This is a genomic window from Pseudomonas sp. BF-R-24 (assembly GCF_019947335.1).
GTDB classification, from domain to species: Bacteria; Pseudomonadota; Gammaproteobacteria; order Pseudomonadales; family Pseudomonadaceae; genus Aquipseudomonas; species Aquipseudomonas jessenii.
Genome location: NZ_JAGYGG010000020.1, coordinates 79,975 through 103,121, shown reverse-complemented (window position 1 = coordinate 103,121; position 23,147 = coordinate 79,975). Strand labels below are relative to the sequence as shown.

Annotated in this window: 22 protein-coding genes and 3 tRNA genes; 3 read left to right on the top strand and 22 right to left on the bottom strand. The window is 58.2% G+C overall.

Annotation, left to right across the window (positions count from 1 at the left end; all coding sequences use genetic code 11):
* The first annotated feature begins 1 nt into the window (after window position 1).
* Window positions 2-778: a TatD family hydrolase gene (locus KGA98_RS17275; protein ID WP_223502897.1), complete on the top strand. Its 777-nt coding sequence runs from the start codon at window positions 2-4 to the stop codon at window positions 776-778.
* A gap of 27 nt (window positions 779-805) precedes the next feature.
* Here KGA98_RS17275 and KGA98_RS28715 read toward each other — a convergent pair whose 3' ends face one another.
* The 3 genes from KGA98_RS28715 to ampD form a co-directional block, all read right to left on the bottom strand.
* Entirely contained in the window at window positions 806-1,510 is a 705-nt protein-coding gene (locus KGA98_RS28715; RefSeq protein WP_371319476.1) for a methyl-accepting chemotaxis protein, read from the bottom strand.
* Between the two features lie 1,534 nt (window positions 1,511-3,044).
* The gene (gene ampE, locus KGA98_RS17265) at window positions 3,045-3,881 is read right to left on the bottom strand and encodes a regulatory signaling modulator protein AmpE (RefSeq protein ID WP_057716469.1); all 837 of its coding nucleotides are present in this window, start codon (window positions 3,879-3,881) and stop codon (window positions 3,045-3,047) included.
* The gene (gene ampD / locus KGA98_RS17260; RefSeq protein WP_218495116.1) at window positions 3,878-4,438 is read right to left on the bottom strand and encodes a 1,6-anhydro-N-acetylmuramyl-L-alanine amidase AmpD; all 561 of its coding nucleotides are present in this window, start codon (window positions 4,436-4,438) and stop codon (window positions 3,878-3,880) included. Before ampD ends, ampE begins: the two co-directional genes overlap by 4 nt.
* A gap of 243 nt (window positions 4,439-4,681) precedes the next feature.
* On the opposite strand from ampD, the gene nadC reads away from it, so the two are divergent.
* Entirely contained in the window at window positions 4,682-5,530 is an 849-nt protein-coding gene (nadC, locus tag KGA98_RS17255; RefSeq protein ID WP_223502895.1) for a carboxylating nicotinate-nucleotide diphosphorylase, read from the top strand.
* Between the two features lie 131 nt (window positions 5,531-5,661).
* On the opposite strand, the gene KGA98_RS17250 is transcribed toward nadC, so the two are convergent.
* The 17 genes from KGA98_RS17250 to rlmE form a co-directional block, all read right to left on the bottom strand.
* Window positions 5,662-5,967 (bottom strand): DUF6388 family protein, encoded by a 306-nt coding sequence (locus KGA98_RS17250; protein ID WP_154910442.1) that lies wholly within the window; start codon window positions 5,965-5,967, stop codon window positions 5,662-5,664.
* 310 nt (window positions 5,968-6,277) lie between these two features.
* Window positions 6,278-6,353 (bottom strand) — tRNA-Thr (locus KGA98_RS17245).
* 139 nt (window positions 6,354-6,492) lie between these two features.
* On the bottom strand, window positions 6,493-8,598 hold the full coding sequence (gene pnp, locus KGA98_RS17240) for a polyribonucleotide nucleotidyltransferase (protein WP_007915263.1): 2,106 nt from the start codon (window positions 8,596-8,598) through the stop codon (window positions 6,493-6,495).
* Between the two features lie 206 nt (window positions 8,599-8,804).
* Entirely contained in the window at window positions 8,805-9,074 is a 270-nt protein-coding gene (gene rpsO / locus KGA98_RS17235) for a 30S ribosomal protein S15 (RefSeq protein WP_015093441.1), read from the bottom strand.
* A 117-nt stretch (window positions 9,075-9,191) separates the two neighbouring features.
* Window positions 9,192-10,109 (bottom strand): tRNA pseudouridine(55) synthase TruB, encoded by a 918-nt coding sequence (truB, locus tag KGA98_RS17230; RefSeq protein WP_090453040.1) that lies wholly within the window; start codon window positions 10,107-10,109, stop codon window positions 9,192-9,194.
* Window positions 10,110-10,112: 3 nt separating this feature from the next.
* Window positions 10,113-10,514: a 30S ribosome-binding factor RbfA gene (rbfA, locus tag KGA98_RS17225; protein WP_007973108.1), complete on the bottom strand. Its 402-nt coding sequence runs from the start codon at window positions 10,512-10,514 to the stop codon at window positions 10,113-10,115.
* Window positions 10,515-10,673: 159 nt separating this feature from the next.
* Entirely contained in the window at window positions 10,674-13,199 is a 2,526-nt protein-coding gene (gene infB, locus KGA98_RS17220) for a translation initiation factor IF-2 (RefSeq protein WP_057716474.1), read from the bottom strand.
* 27 nt (window positions 13,200-13,226) lie between these two features.
* Window positions 13,227-14,708, bottom strand: coding sequence for a transcription termination factor NusA (gene nusA / locus KGA98_RS17215; protein ID WP_007988680.1), 1,482 nt, complete (start codon window positions 14,706-14,708; stop codon window positions 13,227-13,229).
* Window positions 14,709-14,767: 59 nt separating this feature from the next.
* The gene (gene rimP / locus KGA98_RS17210; RefSeq protein ID WP_007915250.1) at window positions 14,768-15,226 is read right to left on the bottom strand and encodes a ribosome maturation factor RimP; all 459 of its coding nucleotides are present in this window, start codon (window positions 15,224-15,226) and stop codon (window positions 14,768-14,770) included.
* A 138-nt stretch (window positions 15,227-15,364) separates the two neighbouring features.
* Window positions 15,365-15,441, bottom strand: a tRNA-Met gene (locus tag KGA98_RS17205).
* Window positions 15,442-15,538: 97 nt separating this feature from the next.
* Window positions 15,539-15,624 (bottom strand) — tRNA-Leu (locus KGA98_RS17200).
* 22 nt (window positions 15,625-15,646) lie between these two features.
* Window positions 15,647-16,030 carry a preprotein translocase subunit SecG gene (gene secG / locus KGA98_RS17195; RefSeq protein WP_017336473.1) on the bottom strand — a complete coding sequence of 128 codons (384 nt, stop codon included), beginning with the start codon at window positions 16,028-16,030 and terminating at the stop codon, window positions 15,647-15,649.
* Window positions 16,031-16,034: 4 nt separating this feature from the next.
* Window positions 16,035-16,790 carry a triose-phosphate isomerase gene (tpiA, locus tag KGA98_RS17190; protein WP_218494887.1) on the bottom strand — a complete coding sequence of 252 codons (756 nt, stop codon included), beginning with the start codon at window positions 16,788-16,790 and terminating at the stop codon, window positions 16,035-16,037.
* 66 nt (window positions 16,791-16,856) lie between these two features.
* Window positions 16,857-18,194 (bottom strand): phosphoglucosamine mutase, encoded by a 1,338-nt coding sequence (gene glmM, locus KGA98_RS17185; RefSeq protein ID WP_223502894.1) that lies wholly within the window; start codon window positions 18,192-18,194, stop codon window positions 16,857-16,859.
* 16 nt (window positions 18,195-18,210) lie between these two features.
* A complete protein-coding gene (folP, locus tag KGA98_RS17180; protein ID WP_223502893.1) occupies window positions 18,211-19,062 on the bottom strand; it encodes a dihydropteroate synthase in 852 nt (283 codons plus the stop codon).
* A gap of 8 nt (window positions 19,063-19,070) precedes the next feature.
* Complete coding sequence (gene ftsH / locus KGA98_RS17175; RefSeq protein WP_057716478.1) at window positions 19,071-20,981, bottom strand: ATP-dependent zinc metalloprotease FtsH; 1,911 nt, start codon at window positions 20,979-20,981, stop codon at window positions 19,071-19,073.
* Between the two features lie 199 nt (window positions 20,982-21,180).
* Complete coding sequence (rlmE, locus tag KGA98_RS17170) at window positions 21,181-21,813, bottom strand: 23S rRNA (uridine(2552)-2'-O)-methyltransferase RlmE (RefSeq protein WP_057716479.1); 633 nt, start codon at window positions 21,811-21,813, stop codon at window positions 21,181-21,183.
* A gap of 105 nt (window positions 21,814-21,918) precedes the next feature.
* Between rlmE and KGA98_RS17165 the strand changes: the two genes are divergently transcribed.
* Window positions 21,919-22,227, top strand: coding sequence for a YhbY family RNA-binding protein (locus KGA98_RS17165; protein WP_007942889.1), 309 nt, complete (start codon window positions 21,919-21,921; stop codon window positions 22,225-22,227).
* 9 nt (window positions 22,228-22,236) lie between these two features.
* Here the strand turns inward: KGA98_RS17165 and KGA98_RS17160 are convergent, their stop codons facing one another.
* On the bottom strand, window positions 22,237-22,641 hold the full coding sequence (locus KGA98_RS17160) for an MFS transporter (RefSeq protein ID WP_090457736.1): 405 nt from the start codon (window positions 22,639-22,641) through the stop codon (window positions 22,237-22,239).
* A gap of 28 nt (window positions 22,642-22,669) precedes the next feature.
* Window positions 22,670-23,146, bottom strand: a complete 477-nt coding sequence (gene greA / locus KGA98_RS17155; protein WP_034148383.1) for a transcription elongation factor GreA — start codon at window positions 23,144-23,146, stop codon at window positions 22,670-22,672.
* Window position 23,147 lies beyond the last annotated feature (1 nt).

Sequence of the window (23,147 nt, the reverse complement as noted above, 5' to 3'; positions counted from 1 at the left end):
CGTGGAGCTGATCGACACCCACACCCATCTGGATTTTCCGGACTTCGAAGCCGACCGTCAGGCGCTGCTGGCCGAAAGCCGCGCCCTCGGGGTGCGGCGGATCGTGGTGCTGGGGGTTTATCAGGCCAATTGGCAGCGGGTCTGGGAGCTGGTGCAAAACGATCCCGACCTGCATGCGGCGTTCGGATTGCATCCGGTGTATCTGGACGATCATCGCCCTGAAGACTTGAGCGAACTCGGCGATTGGCTGACCCGCCTGGCTGGCCATCGGCAACTGTGTGCCGTCGGCGAGATCGGCCTGGACTACTTCATCGAAAACCTGGACCGCGACCGCCAGCAGGCATTGTTCGACGCACAACTGCAACTGGCGGCGGACTTCAATCTTCCAGCACTGATCCATGTGCGGCGTAGCCATGCGGCGGTGATTGCCACGCTCAAACGGTTTCGCCTGAAACGGGCCGGCATCATCCACGCCTTTGCCGGCAGCCAGGAAGAAGCCCGGGAATACATCAGGCTGGGTTTCAAACTCGGCCTGGGCGGCGCCGCGACCTGGCCTCAAGCGCTGCGCATGCACCGAGTGCTCGCCAAGCTACCGCTGGATTCTGTGGTGCTGGAAACCGACTCCCCGGACATGGCGCCCGCCATGTTCCCCGGCCAACGCAACAGCCCCGCGCATCTGCCCGCGATCTGCGCGGCACTGGCCGACATCATGGCGATCAGCCCCGAGCAATTGGCTGCGGCCAGTACGGCCAATGCCTGCGAGTTGTTCAACTGGTGAATCAAATCCTGTGGTATCAGGCGACCGCTACACCCGAAACGCGCTGATCAACTGTTTCAACTCCACGACCTGGGCCGACAACGCCCGGCTGGCATCTTCGGTCTGATGCGCACCTTCAGCGGTGCGCTCGCCAGCGCGATTGATCTCGACGATGTTCTGGTCGATGTCGTGAGCCACGGCGGTTTGTTGCTCCACTGCGGCGGCAATCTGCTGGTTCTGGTCGACGATCATGCCGACCGCTCCCAAGATGTTTTCCAGCGCCCGCTGGACCTTTTCCGACTGCCCGACTGTGCCGTTGGCCATTTCATGGCTGGTGCCCATGGCCTTGACCGCCGCGCCGACACCGCCATGGAGCCTGGTGATCATCTGCTCGATTTCTTCGGTCGATTGCTGGGTTCGTTTGGCCAGGGTCCGGACTTCGTCGGCTACCACGGCGAAACCACGGCCCTGCTCACCGGCCCGTGCCGCCTCGATGGCGGCATTGAGCGCCAGCAGGTTGGTCTGCTCGGCGATACTCTTGATCACTTCGAGCACACGGCTGATGGACTGGCTGTCGCTGGCCAGTTGGTTGATCACCAGTACCGATTGATCGATCTCGCTGGCCAGCGCGGCAATGCTGCCTTGCTGCGACTCCACCAGGCCACGACCACTGATGGTCTCATCGTTGACACTGTGGGCACTGCTCACCGCCGCGGCGGCACTGCGCGCCACTTCCTGGGAAGTGGCCGACATCTGGTTCATCGCCGTGGCCACTTGTTCGATCTGCGTGCGCTGCCCGGCGACGGCCTGGTTGCTTTGCGCGGAAACGCTTTCCACCTGGCTGGCCTGACGCTCGACTTCGCTGACGGTCTGCCCCACCCGCTCGATCAGGTCATGGATCTTTTTCACCGTGCCGTTGAACACTTCGCCCAGCTCCCCCAGCTCATCGCGGCTGTGGGCGCTGAAGGTCACGGTCATGTCGCCGGCCGCCACCTTGTCCATCACCGCGCCCAGGCGCTTGAGCGTGGTACGGGTCGAGGCATAGAAAGCACCGTAGAGATAAAAGATCAACACAAAGACGACTGACAGCGCCACGGCCTGCAAGACCATGTGCGTGCGATTCTGCTCAAGTCGCTGCTGCAATTGCGGGCCGAGATACTTAAGGACCGCTTCGTTGAGTTGGTAAGTCTGGTCCATCAGGGCGCTGACCTGATCGTAAAAGCCCTGCCACGGCGCGTCGAGGGTATCAGCCATGACCACTTGTTCTTCGAACAGCTCGCTGGCTTTCTTCAAGGATGCCCGGCTGCTATCGGCCTGAGTGGCCAGGGTCTCACGCGCAGCCTTGCTGGAACCCAGGGCATCCTGCAACTTCAGGCCATACTCGGCCTGGAGCTTTTCAATCTGCGCCAGCAATTCATCGAAACGGGTACTCGAAGCCGAGTTGATGAATCCCTGCCCCAACGAGTAAGACCCCATTGCCCTGCCTTCACCCAGTATCTGGGTGACACGCGGCGTGACGAGGGTGACAAGCTCGCTCAACTGGCGCATGTCGCTCTGGTTGTCGCGACTGAGGCCGGACTGGCTGGTGATGAGCTGGCTGAAAATCTGCGCGCTGCCCACCAGCTTGCCGATCAAGGCACTTTTGCTTTGCAGGGAATTTTCCGTTTGCTGGGCCTTGAACGCGGCGATCATTTCATCGCGTTTGCCATCAAACACCGCAACCTGCTCCGGGTCGCTGGTCATCGCCGTCAGCCCTTGCAGGCGAGTCAGAATATTCTGCTCAAGGGCGCTGATTTTCGACTCGACGTTGCCGGCCTTGCCGGATTGGCCGAGGCTGACATTGATCTGCACCAGGTTGTTCAGGGTTTCCAGATCGCGCCGCAACGTCAGACTGCTGCCCAACAGGTCGAGACTTTGCAGCTCGATGCGCGTGCCCTGGAATTCGCGGTAGGAGTCACGCACCAGATAGAAGTTGGTCACCAGCATCGGCACCAGGAACAGTACGCTGATCAGGCTGAACTTCATACCGAAGCTCAGACGGTTCATCAGTGCGACAGCGGGATAGAGCAAGCTCTTCACTGGATGTCTCCCTTCAGTTTCTTATTTTTTTTATTGGCAGGCGCAGACAGAAAGCAGATAGCCACTATTCGACGCTATCTCTGTATAACTTAAATCGGCAGGAGGTTTTGTAACTTAAGGTTAACGACAGAAGTCCGCGAGCGATACGAAGCGAACTCGATGTGGCGAGGGGGCTTGCCCTCTCGCCACAATGGCTCAGACAGCCGGGTTAATGCAGGACCGTCCACAACGCAAACCCGGCATACCAGAGCACCGCCGCACGCAGCAGCAGTGCCCAGATGCGGTCCAGATTGTTGATACCTTCCGCGCCGGTCACCGGCGCCGGAATTTCACCGGCCACCAGCCCGACTTTCACGATCAATTGCGCGGCGCTGATGTTCCAGTTCAGCAGCTCATGCAGCATCACCCGACTGACCGCGACAAAATTGCCGACCAACGCCAGGCTCGCGGCCAGCAGACGCACCGGCAACCAGTCGAAGGCGTGACGCAGTTGCCCGGCGCGCTCGACCACTGCAGGGTTTTTCCCGTGCTCTTCGGCCAGCGCCAGCAACCGATAACTCAGCGCCGCAACCGGACCCAACAGGAAGTACCAGAAAATCACCGCGAAAAAGCTCTGGTAGGCTTCCCACAGCAAATGCCCTTCGACCTGCTCCAGCAGCTGCTCGCCATTGTCTGCGCAGATATCCAGATCGCGCTGGGCGACATGGGCCGCCGCTTGCAGGTCCTCCCGACGCCAGGCATCGCGGAACGGCCCAAGATCGCCCAGTAGATCACCGCGCCCCAGGCTATAGATGACTACCAGCATATGGATCGGCAACGCCAGCAAGCCGTAGGCCACCGGCTCTATGACGACCAGCAGCAACCCCAGCAACGCCACCGGCAACAAGACCAGTATCGACAGCACCAGCCATGGTCGGTTTGAAAATCGCGGGCTGGCCTCAAGCTTGTTCAGCTCGTGTGTCCAGCCATTGTCACGCTGAACCCGATGGCGCAGGGCCGAGAACTTCTCGATCCACACCGCCAACAGCAACACCAGAAAACTCATCGTCCTTCCTCTTGTGCCAGGGCGGCACGATAGCGTGCCCAGTCGAACGCCGGCCCTGGATCGGTTTTGCGCCCCGGTGCAATGTCGCTGTGCCCGCAGATGCGCTCTGTGGTGATTGCCGTGAACGCCTGTTGCAACTGGCGCGTCAGGGCTGTCAACGCGCGGTATTGCGCGTCGGTGAACGGCAGATCATCCGTGCCTTCGAGCTCGATGCCCACGGAAAAATCGTTACAGGTTTCCCGCCCCTCGAAGCTCGAGACGCCCGCATGCCACGCACGCTCAAGGCACGAAACAAACTGGGTAACGGTACCGTCACGTTCGATCAGAAAGTGCGCCGACACTCGCAAGTCCACGATCCCTTCAAAATAGGGATGTTCGGTGACATCCAGACGATTCTGGAAAAACTCCTGCACCTTGCCGGTGGCGAACTGCGCCGGCGGCAGGCTGATGTTGTGGATCACCAGCAGGGAAATTTCGCCTGTGGGGCGCGCATTGAAGTTGGGAGAGGGGCAGACATGCACACCCTGAATCCAACCGCTCGCGGGGTCCAACTGCATACCGATTCCTTCAACGTCGACTGTATTGGCACAGTATGCCGCGATAATCCCCCAGGACGCGATCACTTGCCGCGTTTGAGGTTGCCGATCTCAAACAGGCGTATGTTCGGAATCGACAGCCAACGCCGGCAACGTCAGGGATTCGACCAAATACAGGTGCCAGCGCAAACGTAACGCTCTGATGCCTTGGGTTGGTCGGTGCCATGGCCCTATAATCGAGCCACTTTGTTTGTGGAGTCCGTTATGCCGAATCTACGTCTCGCCGATCTGACCGCCGAAATCGAAGCCAACGTGCGCCGTGCGCTGCATGAAGACATCGGCAGTGGCGATATCACCGCGCAGTTGATCCCGGCCGAACGCCTGGCCAAAGCCACCATCATTACCCGCGACGCGGCCGTCATCAGCGGCACCGCCTGGGTCGATAACGTGTTTCGGCAACTGGACCCGCGGGTGGCGGTGCACTGGCAGGTTGCCGACGGTGAACGGGTGACGCCCAATCAGGTGCTGTTCCACCTCGAAGGCCCTGCGCGCTCACTGCTGACCGGCGAACGCAGCGCCCTGAACTTCCTGCAACTGCTCTCCGGCGTGGCGACCCGCGCGCAATACCTGGCGGACTTCGTGGCCGAGACTCAGGTCAAGCTGCTCGACACCCGCAAAACACTGCCGGGGCTGCGCCTGGCGCAAAAGTATGCCGTGACCTGCGGCGGTTGCCATAACCACCGCATCGGCCTGTATGACGCCTTCCTGATCAAGGAAAACCACATCGCCGCCAGCGGCGGCATCGAGCAGGCCATTGCCGCCGCGCACAAGATCGCCCCGGGCAAACCGGTCGAGATTGAAGTGGAAAGCCTGGATGAACTCAAGGAAGCCCTGGCGGCCGGTGCCGACATCATCATGCTCGACGAACTGAGCCTGGACGACATGCGTGAAGCCGTGCGCCTGAATGCCGGCAAGGCCAAGCTGGAGGCCAGCGGCGGGATCAACGAAAGTACGTTGCTGCCAATTGCACAGACCGGGGTGGATTACATTTCGATCGGTGCGATGACCAAGGATGTGAAGGCGGTCGATCTGTCGATGCGCCTGAGTCTCTGATCACACGTATGTGAGTTGCCAAAACTGTAGGAGCGAGCTTGCTCGCGATGTACCTGAGAGCGCCATGTTTAACCAGTAAACAGGCGTTATCGTTAACGACCATCGCGAGCAAGCTCGCTCCTACATGAGTGTCAGACCACCAGATTGTTCATCTCGCAGTACTCTTCCCACTCGACGCCCAACACCTCGGCAGCTTCCTTGTGCAGTTTCAGGCGTTCGGTCTCGTATTCTTCCGGGCTTGATGTGTACTTGAGCGTCAGTTCCCACGGTTGCAAACCCTGGGCTTCGGCTTCATCCTCGAACGCCCACTGGATCTGGTCTTTCTGATCGTCGGCGGACAAGTCCTTGATCTCGTCCATCAACTCGGGGGCATCCAGCACATACTTCTTCAGCGCTTCTTCGTGTCGGGCTTCCTGGGTCATCTCTTTAACAGTCATGGCGTTCTCGCTGATCTGGGAATGGAAGATGGATCTGGATCTTCAAGGATCTCTCTGACACAAAAAACCGGATCAAGCCCGGTTTATCTGGCCTTCAGAACCATTCTGGATCATCTGAAAACTGCTGGGCGTTGCTCAGGCAGACTCCGAATATAGGACGTTTGGCTGAGGATTTACACGTCTCTTTACATCTCCCCACAAAAAGTTGTGCACACGATGTTTTGATGGCGGCGGGAACATAAATTCAAACAGTGATCAGGACCGCGAACTCGAGAACCTGAGCAGAAAGGTGAAACAAGCGAGGGAGATATGGTGCCCGAGACAGGAATCGAACCTGCGACCTTCGCGTTACGAGTGCGCTGCTCTACCGGCTGAGCTACACGGGCGGTGGGCTAAACCTAGCACCGAGTTTCAGCAACGGCAACGTCGTCAATCAACTCTGTGATCTACAGACAAAAAAATGCCCCACCGTTTTCACGGCGGGGCATTTTTTATAACGTTGAAGCGGTCAGGCGTGAGGCGTGATTAAACGCCCGAAGCCTTGGCTGCCGCCACGTCTTTGATGGACAGTTTGATACGGCCGCGGTTGTCCACGTCCAGTACCAGCACTTCCACTTCCTGGCCTTCTTTCAGGATGTCGGTCACTTTCTCAACGCGAGCATCGCTCAGCATGGAGATGTGAACCAGACCGTCCTTGCCCGGCAGGATGTTGACGAATGCGCCGAAGTCGACGATGCGCTCAACCTTACCGACGTAGATCTTGCCGATCTCGGCTTCAGCGGTGATGCCCAGAACGCGCTGACGTGCTGCTTCAGCCGCTTCCTTGGTTTCGCCGAAGATCTTGATCGAACCGTCGTCTTCGATGTCGATCGAAGCCTTGGTTTCTTCACAGATCGCACGAATGGTCGCGCCGCCTTTACCGATGACATCACGGATTTTGTCGGTGTCGATCTTCATCGCGATCATGGTCGGAGCGTTGGCCGACAGTTCGGTACGCGACTGGCCAATGATCTGGTTCATCTGGCCGAGGATGTTCAGGCGCGCTTCCAGGGCCTGGCCCAGAGCGATTTCCATGATCTCTTCGGTGATGCCCTTGATCTTGATGTCCATCTGCAGCGCGGTGACGCCTTTGGCGGTACCGGCTACCTTGAAGTCCATGTCGCCCAGGTGGTCTTCGTCACCCAGGATGTCGGTCAGGACGGCGAATTTCTCGCCTTCTTTAACCAGACCCATGGCGATACCGGCAACCGGCGCCTTCATCGGCACACCAGCGTCCATCAGGGCCAGGGAAGCGCCGCAAACGGAAGCCATCGAGCTCGAACCGTTGGACTCGGTGATTTCCGACACAACACGGATGGTGTACGGGAACACGTCAGCGGCAGGCAGCATGGCCGAAACCGAACGACGGGCCAGACGGCCGTGACCGATTTCGCGACGACCAGCGCCACCCATGCGACCACACTCGCCTACCGAGAACGGAGGGAAGTTGTAGTGCAGCATGAACGGGTCTTTCTTCTCGCCTTCCAGGGTGTCCAGCAGCTGTGCATCACGGGCAGTACCCAGAGTTGCAACGACCAGAGCCTGGGTTTCGCCACGGGTGAACAGAGCCGAACCGTGGGTTTTAGGCAGTACGCCGACTTCGATGTTCAACGGACGTACGGTCTTGGTGTCGCGACCGTCGATACGTGGCTTGCCGTTAACGATGTTTTCGCGAACGGTGCGGTATTCGATTTCGCCGAAAGCCGCTTTGACTTCGCTGGAAGAAGGCTGGCCTTCTTCACCGGACAGCTTGGCAACGACCTGGTCCTTCAACTCGCCCAGGCGAGCGTAACGGTCGGCCTTGACGGTGATGGTGTAGGCCTGGGAGATCGCTTCGCCGAACTCGGCACGGATAGCGCCCAGCAGTTCGGTGGCTTCTGGCGCAGGAGCCCAGGTCCAGGTTGGCTTGGCAGCTTCAGCGGCCAGTTCTTTGACGGCGTTGATCACAACCTGGAACTCGTCGTGAGCAAACAGTACCGCGCCCAGCATCTGGTCTTCGGTCAGCTCTTTGGCTTCCGATTCAACCATCAGCACAGCGTCCGAAGTACCGGCAACGACCATGTCCAGGCTCGAAGCAGCCTGTTGCTCGTAAGTCGGGTTCAGCAGGTAACCGGTGCTTTCGTGGAACGCAACGCGGGCAGCGCCGATCGGGCCATCGAAAGGAATGCCGGAGATCGCCAGCGCAGCCGAGGTACCGATCATCGCAGCGATGTCCGGATCGGTCTTCTTGCTGGTGGAAACGACGGTGCAGACAACCTGCACTTCGTTCATGAAGCCTTCCGGGAACAGCGGACGGATCGGACGGTCGATCAGTCGGGAAGTCAGGGTTTCTTTCTCGGAAGGACGGCCTTCACGCTTGAAGAAACCGCCAGGGATCTTACCGGCAGCGTAAGTCTTTTCCTGGTAGTGAACAGACAGAGGGAAGAAGCCCTTGCCCGGATCGGCTTGTTTTGCACCGACTACGGTCACCAATACGCTGACGTCGTCGTCAACGGTGACCAATACTGCGCCGGAGGCCTGACGGGCGATACGGCCAGTCTCGAGGGTAACGGTCGACTGACCGAACTGGAATTTTTTGATTACCGGGTTCACGGTGTCCTACCTTCTTTGTGGCTCTTGGGGGAACTGGTTTCTTGCGAAATTCTTGGGCAACGCCGGGAATCGGCCCGACCGGTTTGTCCAGGTGTTACTCAGGCAAAGCAGGTATCCAGATAAAACTTGAGGCTGGGAGCCTGCCATGCGCCGGCGGGAAACCCGCTGGTGCACGACAGACAACCAACCTCTAGCGCAATCGCTTATTAGCGACGCAGACCCAGGCGACCGATCAGAGTCTGATAGCGACCCAGATCCTTGCCTTTCAGGTAGTCCAGCAGCTTACGACGCTGGTTAACCATGCGGATCAGACCACGACGGGAGTGGTGGTCTTTACCGTTGGCCTTGAAGTGACCTTGCAGTTTGTTGATGTTGGCGGTCAGCAGTGCAACTTGCACTTCTGGCGAACCGGTGTCACCAACAGCTTGCTGGTAGTCAGCTACGATTTGAGCTTTTTCTTGAACGTCGAGAGCCATGAGGCAATCCTTTTATCAGGAAACTGTTTCAGAAAAACAGTTTCAACAGGCCAGGGACAAATCCCTGTATCTAAAAATGAGTAGTGACCGTGCCTGTTGACAGCCACCCTCGTCCGGTCATTCTGACCGAATCAGTCGACGCGGCGCGATGCGCCCGTCTTCGCTCACTTCACCGATACCGATGAAGCGACCATTGTGATCCTGTACCCGCACCATGCCGAACTTCGGAGCATCCGGGGCACGTACCGGCTGGCCGTTGAGCCAGTAGAACGCACTCGCTTCCGAGAACTGCAACAGTGGCCAATCCAGCAGGCCGCTGTCCGATGGCATCAGGAAGCGATCGACCGCTTCGTTGCCGCCTTCGGCATGTACCGCTTCCAGCTCTTCGAGGGTAACCGTCTGCGCCAGGGTGAATGGCCCGGCCTGGGTACGTCGCAGTTCTGCAACGTAAGCGCCACAACCGAGTTGCTCACCGATATCCTCCACCAGGGTACGGATATAGGTGCCTTTGCTGCAATCCACCGCCAGCCGCGCAGTATCACCTTCGAAGGCCAGCAATTCCAAGCGCGTAATAGTAACAGAACGCGGTTCGCGCTCCACTACTTCGCCTGCACGAGCCAGCTTGTACAGCGGCTGGCCATCACGCTTGAGTGCCGAGTACATCGGCGGTATCTGACTGATTTGCCCACGAAATTTGGGCAGTACAGCCTCGATATCGGGGCGACCAACGGTCACCGGGCGCTCCTGCAAAACTTCACCTTCGGCATCCGCCGTGGTGGTGGTCTTGCCCAGTTGCGCCAGGGTTTCATAACCCTTGTCGGAATCGAGCAGGTATTGCGAGAACTTGGTCGCCTCGCCGAAGCACAGCGGCAACACACCGGTGGCCAAGGGATCGAGACTGCCGGTATGACCTGCCTTTTCGGCGTTCAGCAACCAGCGAACCTTCTGCAAGGCCGCGTTGGAGGTGAAGCCCAGCGGTTTGTCGAGAAGGATAATGCCGCTGACGTTACGACGGATACGTTTGACCTGAGCCACCGATTACTCCTTGGTGTCTTCGGCTTCTGCCGCAACCGGATGCTGATTGTCTTCAGCCACTGCGCGCTCGATCAATGCCGACAGATGCGCACCACGCACGACGCTTTCGTCGTAGTGGAAGTGCAACTGTGGAACGCTGCGCAGCTTCATCTCGCGAGCCAACTGCATGCGCAGGAAACCGGCGGCAGAGTTGAGCACCTTGATGCTTTGTGCAATTTCTTCGGCGCTGTCCTGTCCCATCACGGTGATGAAGATCTTGGCGTGACCGACGTCACGGCTGACTTCCACTGCGGTAATGGTGACCAGGCCGACGCGCGGGTCTTTGACTTCACGACGGATCAGTTGTGCCAGCTCACGCTGCATCTGATCGCCGATGCGTTGGGTACGGCTATATTCTTTTGCCATGTCTTGTTACCTGTTACTGCCCCACGGTGAAACCCGTGAGGTCTGAAAGCGGCAAACGCCCGGCCTGACAAAAGCCAGACCGGGCGTTGCGTTTAGAGTCCTGGTGACGAATTGCGCATTTGCATGCGACGACCCGTCACGGCTCCTGAAGTGCGCGAGTTAGAGGCTGCGAGCAACCTGCACCTTCTCGAAGACTTCGATCTTGTCACCGACTTTAACGTCGTTGTAGCTCTTCACGCCGATACCGCATTCCATGCCGGCACGTACTTCGGAAGCGTCATCCTTGAAGCGGCGCAGGGATTCCAGCTCGCCTTCGAAGATAACGATGTCTTCACGCAGTACACGGATTGGACGGTTACGGTGAACAACACCTTCGATAACCATGCAACCGGCGATCGCGCCAAACTTCGGCGAACGGAACACGTCACGCACTTCGGCGATACCCAGGATGTTCTCGCGAACATCGCTGCCGAGCATACCGGTCAGGGCTTTCTTGACGTCTTCGATGATGTCGTAGATCACGTTGTAGTAACGCATATCCAGACCTTCCTGCTCGACGATCTTGCGCGCGCCGGCATCGGCACGCACGTTGAAGCCGAACAGTACAGCGTTGGAGGCCAGTGCCAGGTTGGCATCGGATTCGGTGATACCACCGACACCGCCACCCACTACACGCACTTGCACTTCGTCGTTACCCAGGCCGTTCAAGGCACCGTTCAACGCTTCCAGCGAACCACGGACGTCGGATTTGAGGACGATGTTGAGCGTCTTCTTCTCTTCCTGACCCATGTTTTCGAAGATGTTTTCCAGCTTGCCGGCGTGAGCGCGAGCCAGTTTGACTTCGCGGAACTTGCCTTGACGGAACAAAGCCACTTCACGGGCTTTCTTCTCGTCGGCAACCACGCTCATCTCGTCGCCAGCGTCCGGGGTACCGTCCAGGCCGAGAATCTCGACAGGGATGGCCGGACCGGCTTCCTTGATTGGCTTGCCGTTCTCGTCGAGCATGGCACGTACACGGCCATAGTTCGAACCGACCAGGACCATGTCGCCTTGGCGCAGGGTACCGTCTTGAACCAGAACGGTAGCCACCGGGCCACGGCCCTTGTCCAGACGCGATTCAACCACGACGCCACGACCAGGAGCCGACGGAGTTGCAGTCAGTTCCAGGACTTCGGCTTGCAGCAATACGGCTTCGAGCAGTTCGTCGACGCCAGTACCCATCTTCGCCGAGACCGGTACGAACGGAGTGTCACCACCCCACTCTTCCGACGTCACGCCGTGAACCGACAGTTCGCTACGGATGCGATCGAGGTCAGCACCTGGCTTGTCGATCTTGTTCACTGCAACAACCAGTGGCACACCAGCCGCTACCGCGTGCTGGACAGCTTCAATGGTCTGCGGCATCACGCCGTCGTCCGCTGCAACCACCAGGATCACGATGTCGGTCGCCTTGGCACCACGGGCACGCATTGCGGTAAACGCGGCGTGACCAGGGGTGTCGAGGAACGTCACCATGCCACGGTCGGTTTCAACGTGGTATGCGCCGATGTGCTGGGTGATACCACCGGCTTCGCCAGCAGCAACCTTGGCACGACGGATGTAGTCGAGCAGGGAAGTCTTACCGTGGTCAACGTGGCCCATTACGGTCACGACTGGTGCACGGGAAACTGCCTCGCCTTCAAACTTCAGGGACTCGGCCAGGGAATCTTCCAGGGCGGTGTCGCTGACCAGGGTCACTTTGTGGCCCAGTTCCTCGGCAACCAACTGGGCAGTTTCCTGATCCAGTACCTGGTTGATGGTCGCTGGAGTACCCAGTTTGAACATGAACTTGATGATTTCAGCAGCCTTCACCGACATCTGCTGGGCGAGATCGCCAACAGTGATGGTTTCGCCGATCTTCACTTCACGCACGACAGGGCCGGTCGGGCTCTGGAAACCGTGGGCGTTGCGCTTCTTCAGCTTGGCCTTGCCGCGACCACCACGACGGAAGCCATCGCTTTCTTCGTCGGTAGTACGTGGGGCAACACGTGGAGCCGGAGCCTTTTCCTTGACCGAAGCACGATGCGGAGCGTTTTTGCGCTCGCCATCGCCGCTACCGCGACGATTGTTGTCGTCGGCACGTGGCTTGTCCGGACGGCGCTGTTCGTCGCGCTTGCGGGTATCGGCCGCAGGAGCTGGAGCAGCCGCCACAACCGGTGCGCTTTCGCGAACTGGCTCGGCCACCGCAGCAGGCGCTGCAACAGGTTCGGCTTGAGCGGTCGGCGCAGCAGCAGGCTGGCGACGCGCTTCTTCTTCGGCGCGACGCTTGGCTTCTTCTTCAGCCTTCTGACGAGCAGCATTTTCTACTGCGCGACGTTCATCCAGTTCACGCTTGCGCTCGGCTTCGATTTCTTCCGGGCTGCGCTGTACGAAGACTTTCTTCTTGCGTACTTCAACGCTGATGCTCTTGCTGCCAGCAACACGCAGGGTGCTGGTGGTTTTACGCTGCAGCGTAATCTTGCGTGGTTCTTCCACTTTCGCCTTGTGGCTGCTTTTCAAGTGAGTCAGCAACGATTGCTTCTCACTGTCAGTCACACTTTCTTCGGCGGCGGTGTGCGGCAGACCTGCCTCACGCATCTGCTGCAACAGGCGCTCTACCGGTGTTTTGACCTCATCGGCCAGTTGTTTCACCGTGACTTGCGTCATGCACTTCTCTCCTCAGGCCGCGCCTAATTACTCGAACCAGTGGGCTCGGGCGGCCATGATCAACTTGCCGGCACGATCATCGTCAATGCCGTCGATGTCGAGCAGGTCGTCAATAGACTGCTCGGCCAGGTCTTCGCGGGTAATTACGCCGCGCACCGCCAGTTCCATCGCCAAATCCTTGTCCATACCCTCAAGCGAGAGCAGGTCTTCGGCCGGATGGGCGTCTGCCAGCTTTTCCTCAGTAGCGATGGCTTTGGTCAACAAGCGATCCTTGGCACGAGCGCGAAGCTCGTTGACGATTTCCTCGTCAAAGCCGTCGATGTTGAGCATTTCTTCCAACGGTACGTAGGCAATCTCTTCCAGGCTGGTGAAGCCTTCATCAACCAGCACCTGAGCCAGTTCTTCGTCGACTTCCAGCTCGTCGATAAAGTTGCGCAGGATGTCGCCGGTTTCTGCTTGCTGTTTAGCCTGGATGTCCGATTCGGTCATCACGTTCAGGGTCCAGCCAGTCAACTGGCTGGCCAGACGCACGTTCTGACCACCGCGACCGATGGCCTGAGCCAGATTGTCTGCGCCAACGGCGATGTCCATTGCATGGGCATCTTCGTCAACGATAATTGCCGCAACCTCGGCCGGGGACATGGCGTTGATCACGAACTGAGCCGGGTTGTCGTCCCACAGGACGATGTCAACACGCTCACCGCCCAACTCACCCGACACTGCCTGGACGCGCGAACCGCGCATACCGATGCAAGCGCCCTGCGGGTCGATGCGTTTGTCCTTGGAGCGAACGGCGATCTTGGCGCGCGAACCCGGATCACGGGACGCAGCCATCACTTCGATCAGGCCTTCGGCAATTTCCGGCACTTCGATGCGGAACAACTCGATCAGCATTTCCGGCGCGGTACGCGACAGGATCAACTGCGGGCCGCGGTTCTCGGTGCGGATTTCCTTGAGCAGCGCACGCAGACGCACGCCAACCCGGAAAGTTTCGCGAGAAATGATGTCTTCACGGGCCAGCAACGCTTCAGCGTTGTTGCCCAGATCAACGATCACGTTGTCGCGGGTAACTTTTTTCACGGTGCCGGAGATGATTTCACCCAGGCGCTCGCGGTAAGCGTCAACAACCTGAGCGCGCTCGGCTTCGCGAACTTTCTGCACAATGACTTGCTTGGCAGTCTGTGCGGCAATGCGGCCGAACTCGATGGACTCGATCTTCTCTTCTACGACGTCACCGACCTTGGCGCCAGGATGCGTTTCAGCAACCTTGCTCGGCCAGGTTTCGATGGCCGGATCGTCCAGGTCTGCTTCTTCGACGACCGTCCAGCGACGGAATGTCTCGTATGCACCCGTGTGGCGGTTGATTTCCACACGCAGATCAACTTCGTCTTCAAAACGCTTTTTGGTAGCAGTGGCCAAGGCCAGCTCCAGCGCTTCAAAAATCACGTTTGCCGGTACGCCCTTTTCATTGGATACCGACTCAACAACCAGCAGTACTTCTTTGCTCATCGTACGCCTCGCCTTTCGCAAGCCATTGGATCCGCGGGATCCGCAGTATCTGGCACGCCTCAGTCAAAACTGGGAATAATGTTGGCCTTGTCGATCATATCGATCGGCAACAGGAACTCATGGTCATCTACCTGCACCACGACATCCTGCTCTTCTACGCCGCGCAGAAGGCCCTGAAAGTTGCGTCGTCCTTCAAAAGGCGAGCGCAGCTTGATCTTCACTTGTTCACCGGCAAATTTTGCAAACTGCTCAAGAGTGAACAGAGGGCGTTCCATGCCAGGCGAGGAAACTTCAAGGGTGTACTCAACGGAGATTGGATCTTCAACATCCAGCACACCGCTGATCTGACGGCTGACGATGGCGCAATCGTCCACCAGCACGCCGCCTTCTTTATCGATATAAACGCGCAACATCGAGTGACGACCCTGAGCCGAAAACTCGATACCCCAGCATTCATAGCCTAGGGCCACGACCACCGGGGCCAGCAAGGCCTGCAACTCTTCTAGCTTGCTCGACACCTGAACCCCCTAGTGCATGTATGTGCATGCTATGCAAAATAAAAAAATGGGCGAAACGCCCATCCTTGAAACGCCGTCGAACAGCGGCGTTGAAAGTGTCCAGCTAACAAAAAGCCCCTTAAAAGGGGCTCCTTAAACTGGTTGCGGGGGCCGGATTTGAACCGACGACCTTCGGGTTATGAGCCCGACGAGCTACCAGACTGCTCCACCCCGCGACAAAGCTGGGGCGGAAGTATACGACCGATCCCCTACAGGGTCAATGTAACCTTCCACCTGCAAGAAAGCCCGCAACAGCGGGCTCTCCTGACTAATTGGTACCGAGAAGGGGACTCGAACCCCTACACCCTATGGGCACAACCACCTCAAGGTTGCGTGTCTACCAATTCCACCACCTCGGCAATACTACGTTTGAAACCCTTCTTACTTCTGCTCTTGAGCTGGAGGCACGTCAGTCGCTGGAGTAGCCGACTTTTGCTCTTGAAGCACCGGGACATCATCAGAAGCCGGTTGTTGCTTTGGAACTTCCAGTACCGCTGGATTTGGGAGACCTACTTGAGTCAGCTGGTGAGCCTTCTCTTTAGCAAAGTAACCTAACCCCAAGCTGGTTATGAAAAAACCTGCGGCAAGTATAGCAGTAAACTTACTAAGAAAGGTAGAGGAACCTTGGCTTCCGAACACAGTATTTGAAGCACCTGCTCCGAAAGACGCGCCAGCATCCGCACCTTTACCCTGCTGCAGCAAAACCAGAGCTACTACGCCCAATGCACCCAGCAGATGAAAAACGACTACGACTGTTTCCAGCATTTTTTCAGTTTCCCGCGGCGCGACAGATCGCACCGAACTCATCTGCATTCAGGGAAGCCCCACCAATGAGACCCCCATCGATATCCGGCATGCCGAACAGTTCGACCGCATTGGCCGCCTTCACGCTGCCGCCGTATAGAAGCCGCACACCTTGTGCGACTTCAGAATTCTCTGCCGCCAACTGGGCGCGAATGGCTGCGTGCACATCCTGCGCCTGTTGCGGCGTTGCAGTCAGCCCCGTACCAATGGCCCAGACCGGCTCGTAAGCGATCACTGCCTTGGCAAAGGCACCAACACCCAGCTCCTCAATGATACTGCCAAGCTGACGCGAGACAACCTCAAGAGTTTTTCCGGCTTCACGTTGCTCCAGGGTCTCCCCTATGCACAACACCGGAGTCAAGCCACATGCCTGTGCCGCTGCGAACTTGCGGATCAGCATTGCGTCCTGCTCCCCCAGAATCTGGCGGCGCTCGGAATGCCCGACAAGCACCAGGGAACAACCTGCATCCACCAACTGACTCGGTGCAACTTCACCGGTCAACGCACCTTGTCCGGATTCCACCGCAGAATTCTGCGCGCCGACCGAAATCGACTTTCCTTCCAGGCCTTCAATCACTTGATTGATATGCAGGAAAGGCGGGAATACCGCAACATCAACACTGCTCGGCAAGGCCAAGTCACGAAGGCCGTTGATCAGCTCTGCGACGCTGGCGCGGGTACCGTGCATCTTCCAGTTACCAGCTACCATAGGGCGACGCATGCTGTACCTCGTCGGTCAAAGTGGGCGCAGATGTTACCCAACACAATCATGGCTGGCAAGCCGAATTCAGGCAGAAACTTCAGTAACCAGTTTTGCCAGCTCTTCGGCATACCCACGAACCTGCGTTTCGTCTTCGCCTTCGACCATCACACGCACCAGCGGTTCGGTTCCGGACTTGCGCAACAGCACACGCCCGCGACCTGCCATGGCCTTGGTCACACGCTCGCTGGCCTCCTTGACCGACGGATGCTCGAGAGGGCTTGCGCCGCCGCCGAATCGCACATTGATCAGCACCTGAGGACACTTGCGCAGCGCCTGCCGCGATTGCGCCAGACCTTCGTCACGCCGGCCCAGCGCCATCAACACCTGCAGCGCCGCAATAATTGCATCGCCCGTGGTGGTGTGGCTGAAGCACACGATGTGTCCGGAGTTTTCACCACCTACGATCCAGTTGCGCTCCAGCAGCTCGGCAATGACATAGCGGTCACCGACGTTGGCGCGTACCAATGGAATGCCCAGATCCGCCAAGGCCAGTTCCAGCCCCAGGTTACTCATCAGGGTTCCGACCACGCCGCCCTGCAGCTTGTCGCGCTCATGCAGGTCACGGGCAATGATGAACAGCAATTCGTCGCCGTCCACCACCGCTCCCGTGTGATCGACCATCTGAACGCGATCACCGTCACCATCGAAGGCAATGCCCAGATCAGCCTTCTCGGCCACGACGGCAGCCTGCAGCGACCCCATATGGGTCGAACCGCAATTGTCGTTGATGTTCAATCCATTCGGCTGCGCCGACAATACGACGACTTCAGCGCCCAACTCGCGGAACACGCTCGGCGCCACTTTGTAGGTCGCACCGTGAGCGCAGTCGATCACGATCTTCATGCCCGAGAAGCTGGTGCCGGTCGGCACGCTGCTCTTGCAGAATTCGATATAGCGTCCCGACGCATCGTTGATTCGCGACACCTTGCCGATCTTGCTCGACTCCACCACGGTCATTGGCGTATCGAGCAACTCTTCGATCATCAGTTCGACTTCATCCGGCAGCTTGGTGCCCTTGCCGGAGAAGAACTTGATGCCATTGTCATCATGCGGATTATGCGACGCACTGATGACGATGCCTGCCTCGGCATGGAAAGTGCGCGTCAGGTAGGCAATCGCCGGAGTCGGCATCGGCCCCAGCAGCATCACATCGGCACCTGCCGACGTCAGCCCCGCTTCAAGCGCCGACTCAAACATGTAGCCGGAGATCCGGGTGTCCTTGCCTACCAATACCTTGCAGGCGCCCATCTTGCGGAAAGCCATGCCTGCAGCCCAGCCGAGCTTGAGCATGAAATCAGGAGTAATCGGGTACTCACCGACACGCCCACGAATACCATCGGTGCCAAAATATTTTTTGCTCATAAGTGCTCCATCATTCTTATTCGGCTGATTCCACTGCGGCGATCATCCGCACCACATCCACCGTTTCGGCTACATCATGGACGCGCAATATACGCGCACCTTTCGCCAAAGCCAGCGTCGCGAGCGCCAAACCACCATACAGCCGGTCTCCCACCGGACGATTCAATGCCTGACCAATCATGCTCTTACGCGAAACCCCGACCAACAGGGGCCGCCCCAAGGCATGCAGGGCTTCCATATGTTTGAACAAACTCAAATTGTGCTGCAAGGTTTTGGCGAAGCCAAAGCCGGGATCAAGAATGATCCGCTCAGCTGGAATACCCGCCAATGAACACTGATGCATGCGCTCGACGAGAAACTCGCCGACCTCCCGGGTGACATCCTGATACTGCGGATTGTCCTGCATATCGCCCGGCTCGCCCAGCATGTGCATCAGACAAACCGGCAGCCCGGTGGCAGCAGCAGCATCCAGGGCACCATCGCGTCGCAACGAACGCACATCGTTGATCAGGCCCGCACCCAGGCGCGCTGCTTCTCGCATGACGGCAGGCGTTGAGGTGTCGACCGAGATGATCACATCCAGCTCGCGATTGATGCGCTCGACGATAGGGGCTACGCGCTCCAGCTCTTCGAGTGGCGACACAACCCTGGCACCAGGGCGGGTGGACTCTCCACCGACGTCGATCAGCGTCGCGCCGGCCGCCACCATGGCTTCGGCGTGGCGCATGGCCGCGTCAAGCTGGCTGTATTGGCCACCATCGGAGAAAGAATCAGGGGTGACATTGAGAATACCCATGACATGCGTCTGGGCCAAATCAAGAACCCGGTTGCCGCAAGGCAACCGGGTCGAGGACTGAACAGAAGTCATTTAAAACCTTATACGTCAGCAGCAGGACCGCCGATCGGTGTTTCCGGACGCTCATCCTGCACCACCGGAGGGGTGCCGGAAGTACCCGTGCCACCCGACCAGTCGCGCGGCTCGCGAGGCGTACGACCCGCCATGATGTCGTCGATCTGCTCGGCATCGATCGTTTCGTACTTCATCAAGGCATCGGCCATCGCATCGAGCTTGTCACGGTTGTCCGTGAGAATCTGCTTCGCCGTGCCATAGCACTGATCGATGATGCTGCGCACTTCGGAATCGATCAGCTTGGCTGTCTCACCAGAGAAGCTTGCACTCTGACCGCCACCGCCGCGACCGAGGAACACTTCACCCTCTTCTTCGGCGTACATCAACGGACCGAGCTTTTCCGAAAGACCCCACTTGGTCACCATGTTCCGCGCAATCTGGCTGGCGCGCATGATGTCGTTGGAGGCACCGGTGGTCACGCCATCGAAGCCCAGGGTCATTTCTTCAGCGATACGACCGCCGTACAGCGAGCAGATCTGGCTGATCAACGCACGCTTGGACAGGCTGTAACGATCTTCTTCCGGCAGGAACATGGTCACACCCAGCGCACGACCGCGCGGGATGATCGACACCTTGTACACCGGATCATGCTCAGGCACGACACGACCTACAATGGCGTGACCCGCTTCGTGATAAGCCGTGTTCTGCTTTTCTTTCTCGGACATGACCATGGATTTGCGCTCGGCGCCCATCATGATCTTGTCTTTCGCCAGTTCGAATTCTTTCATCTCGACGATGCGCTTGCCGGCACGGGCAGCGAACAACGATGCCTCGTTCACCAGGTTCGCCAGGTCAGCACCGGAGAAGCCTGGAGTACCACGAGCGATCACGGCCGGGGCAACGTCGTCGCCCATCGGCACTTTACGCATGTGAACCTTGAGAATCTGTTCGCGACCACGAATGTCCGGTAGACCAACTACAACCTGACGGTCGAAACGGCCCGGACGCAGCAGCGCAGGGTCCAGAACATCGGGACGGTTGGTCGCGGCAATCACGATGATGCCGTCATTCATCTCAAAGCCATCCATCTCAACCAGCAATTGGTTGAGCGTCTGCTCGCGCTCGTCGTGACCACCACCCATGCCAGCACCACGATGGCGACCGACCGCATCGATTTCGTCGATGAAGATGATGCATGGAGCGTGTTTCTTGGCCTGCTCGAACATGTCGCGAACACGGCTGGCACCCACGCCGACGAACATTTCGACGAAGTCGGAGCCGGAAATGGTGAAGAACGGTACCTTGGCTTCGCCGGCGATGGCCTTGGCGATCAAGGTTTTACCGGTACCCGGAGGACCCACCATCAGCACACCGCGAGGAATGCGGCCACCCAGGCGCTGGAATTTGCCCGGATCGCGCAGGAACTCGACCAGTTCACCGACTTCTTCCTTGGCTTCGTCGCAACCGGCAACGTCAGCCAGGGTCGTCTTCACCTGATCTTCGGAGAGCAGGCGCGCCTTGCTTTTGCCGAAGCTCATCGGCCCGCCCTTGCCACCGGCACCGCCCTGCATCTGCCGCATGAAGAACATGAACACGGCGATGATCACCAGGATCGGGAAGCTGGCAACCAGAAGCTGAGTCCAGATGCTTTGCTGTTCAGGCTGCTTGCCTTCGACCACGACGTGGTTATCCACCAGGTCGCCGATCAGGCCGTTGTCCTGGATCGCCGGGCGAATGGTCTTGAAGCTGTCGCCATCGTTGCGCTTGCCGGTAATCACGTAGCCATCAACCGCTACGCGCTCGACCTTGCCATCCTTGACCTGCTGGATGAAGTCGGAATAGTTGAGGGTCTGCGGCTCGTTAGGGCTGGAGAAGTTGTTCATCACCGTCACCAGGACAGCCGCGATGATCAACCACAGGATCAGATTCTTTGCCATATCGTTCAATTAACTACCCTCTGAAGCAAGCTCCGCTACTGGCGCGCGCTTCGCATGATATTCACCGGCCTAACTTACTACATTACCTACAACTTGGCAGGCGCCGTCTGTAACCCTTTGTGAAACACTTCCTACACAATATTCGCTAATTCTGACAAGGCGTAATACAAAAATCCTATCGCCTTGATCGAAAATTCACTCAACTCTCACTGCGTCCGCGGAAACCACGGCCCAGCAGGTACTGCTCGCGAGAACGGTCGCGCGACGAGGTCGGCTTGCGCATCTGCACCTTCTCGAATTGCTGGCGAACGCTCTTGTGGAACTCGTCGAAACCTTCGCCCTGGAAGATCTTGATCAAAAAATCACCACCGGGCTTGAGCACCCGAGTCGAGAGATCCAGTGCCAGCTCGCACAGGAACATCGCTCGCGGCATGTCCACGGCCGGTAGTCCACTCATATTGGGGGCCATATCGGAAATCACAAGGTCTACTTCCTTATTTCCGACGGCATCGAGGATCTGGGCCAGCACGGCATCCTCGGTAAAGTCGCCCTGAATGAAGGTCACGTCCGGGATGCTGTCCATTTCCAGAATGTCAGAAGCGATCAATGTCCCCTGCCCACCAATCAGACGACTGGTCACCTGGGACCAGCCACCAGGGGCCGCTCCAAGGTCGATTACGCTCATGCCCGGGCGGATCAGACGGTCCTTTTCCTGGATCTCCAGCAGTTTGTAGCTGGCGCGGGAACGATACCCGTCTTTTTGTGCCATTTTGACGAATGGGTCGTTGAAATGTTCTTTCAGCCAGTTAAGGCTTGTCTTGGAACGGGCCACGGGCCACCTCGAAAATAAAACGGGTCGTGATTAACTGGGCGGTCCCGGACTCGCTCGGGTAAACTGGCCGCCGCTTTTTACAAGATCAGACGCAGGGGTCAGATTATGCCGCTCACTCAAGAGCAGAAGAAACAGTACAAATCCATTGGCCACCATCTGAAACCGGTTCTGATTGTGGCAGACAATGGTTTGACTGAAGGTGTGTTAGCCGAACTCGAACGCGCATTGGCGGATCACGAGCTGATCAAGATCAAGCTCAACATCCTCGATCGCGAATCGCGCCTGGCGTCCATTGCAGAGCTCTGCAAGGTCGGCAAAGCGGATCTGGTCCAGGTCATCGGCAAGATGGCACTGATCTACCGCAAGAACTTCAGCGTCAACAAGCAGCTGTCGAACGTCCATCGCTTCAAGTGATGGCAAGGGTCAAGGGTGTGCTTCGCGCACCCTGCCACTCCATCCCGGCATCGGCTGCAACACCAGCACCAGCCCGGTAAAGCCCAGAACAAGATAGCTGAACGCCTGCCAACGCACGGCATCCGGCCAGCCGAAACGCACCACGAAGTACATCGCACACGCATACAGCGCCATCAACAGCAGTTGCCCGCGAATATCGCGCCATAGACTGACAAGGCCCTCGGCCTTAACCAGCACCAAAGCCTGCAATATCACACACGCCGTAGCGAATCCCACTACCAACGTATTGAGCATGCCTGCGATTTCATCGATCAGCAGCGGTGCCAGGCCAATTCGTCCCAGCACCGGCAACAGACCGACGTGCAACAGCCACAAACCGCCGACCCACAACATCTGGGTCAGCTGCCAAAGCATGACGCCCGCACGAAACGGGCGCCGGCCTTCAAATGTGGCGAACTTCGACAATCTCGTACTCGATAACGCCGCCAGGCGTCTTGACGGCGACCACATCACCCTCTTCCTTGGCAATCAAGGCGCGGGCCAGTGGCGAACCAACAGAGATTTTGCCCAATTTGAAGTCAGCCTCATCCTCACCCACGATGTGATAGGTGACGCGCTCGTCAGTTTCGACGTTGGCGATTTCAACAGTGGTGCCGAAAATCACTTTGCCAGTATGAGGAATGGTCGTGACATCAATGATGACCTGATTCTGAATCCGGCCCTCGATGTCACGAATGCGCGCCTCGACCATACCCTGCTGCTCACGGGCAGCGTGGTATTCAGCGTTTTCCTTCAAGTCACCCAACTCGCGGGCCGTACCGATGTCCTGGCTGAGCTTCGGACGGACGACCTTGGTCAGGTGAGTGTGTTCCTCTTCCAGGGCGCGAGCGCCCTGAACGGTCATTGGGTACTTCGTTATG

Bases quoted from the DNA above. Each gene is read 5' to 3' on its own strand.
- KGA98_RS17165 (WP_007942889.1), top strand. From the start codon at position 21,919: ATGCCGCTCACTCAAGAGCAGAAGAAACAGTACAAATCCATTGGCCAC.
- tpiA (WP_218494887.1), bottom strand. From the start codon at position 16,790: ATGCGTCGCCCTATGGTAGCTGGTAACTGGAAGATGCACGGTACCCGC.
- ampE (WP_057716469.1), bottom strand. From the start codon at position 3,881: ATGAGTTTTCTGGTGTTGCTGTTGGCGGTGTGGATCGAGAAGTTCTCG.
- KGA98_RS28715 (WP_371319476.1), bottom strand. From the start codon at position 1,510: ATGTCGGCCACTTCCCAGGAAGTGGCGCGCAGTGCCGCCGCGGCGGTG.
- nusA (WP_007988680.1), bottom strand. From the start codon at position 14,708: ATGAGCAAAGAAGTACTGCTGGTTGTTGAGTCGGTATCCAATGAAAAG.
- ampD (WP_218495116.1), bottom strand. From the start codon at position 4,438: ATGCAGTTGGACCCCGCGAGCGGTTGGATTCAGGGTGTGCATGTCTGC.
- KGA98_RS17160 (WP_090457736.1), bottom strand. From the start codon at position 22,641: ATGCTTTGGCAGCTGACCCAGATGTTGTGGGTCGGCGGTTTGTGGCTG.
- folP (WP_223502893.1), bottom strand. From the start codon at position 19,062: ATGACTTCTGTTCAGTCCTCGACCCGGTTGCCTTGCGGCAACCGGGTT.
- ftsH (WP_057716478.1), bottom strand. From the start codon at position 20,981: ATGGCAAAGAATCTGATCCTGTGGTTGATCATCGCGGCTGTCCTGGTG.
- rpsO (WP_015093441.1), bottom strand. From the start codon at position 9,074: ATGGCTCTCGACGTTCAAGAAAAAGCTCAAATCGTAGCTGACTACCAG.
- KGA98_RS17250 (WP_154910442.1), bottom strand. From the start codon at position 5,967: ATGACTGTTAAAGAGATGACCCAGGAAGCCCGACACGAAGAAGCGCTG.
- rbfA (WP_007973108.1), bottom strand. From the start codon at position 10,514: ATGGCAAAAGAATATAGCCGTACCCAACGCATCGGCGATCAGATGCAG.
- secG (WP_017336473.1), bottom strand. From the start codon at position 16,030: ATGCTGGAAACAGTCGTAGTCGTTTTTCATCTGCTGGGTGCATTGGGC.
- infB (WP_057716474.1), bottom strand. From the start codon at position 13,199: ATGACGCAAGTCACGGTGAAACAACTGGCCGATGAGGTCAAAACACCG.
- nadC (WP_223502895.1), top strand. From the start codon at position 4,682: ATGCCGAATCTACGTCTCGCCGATCTGACCGCCGAAATCGAAGCCAAC.
- glmM (WP_223502894.1), bottom strand. From the start codon at position 18,194: ATGAGCAAAAAATATTTTGGCACCGATGGTATTCGTGGGCGTGTCGGT.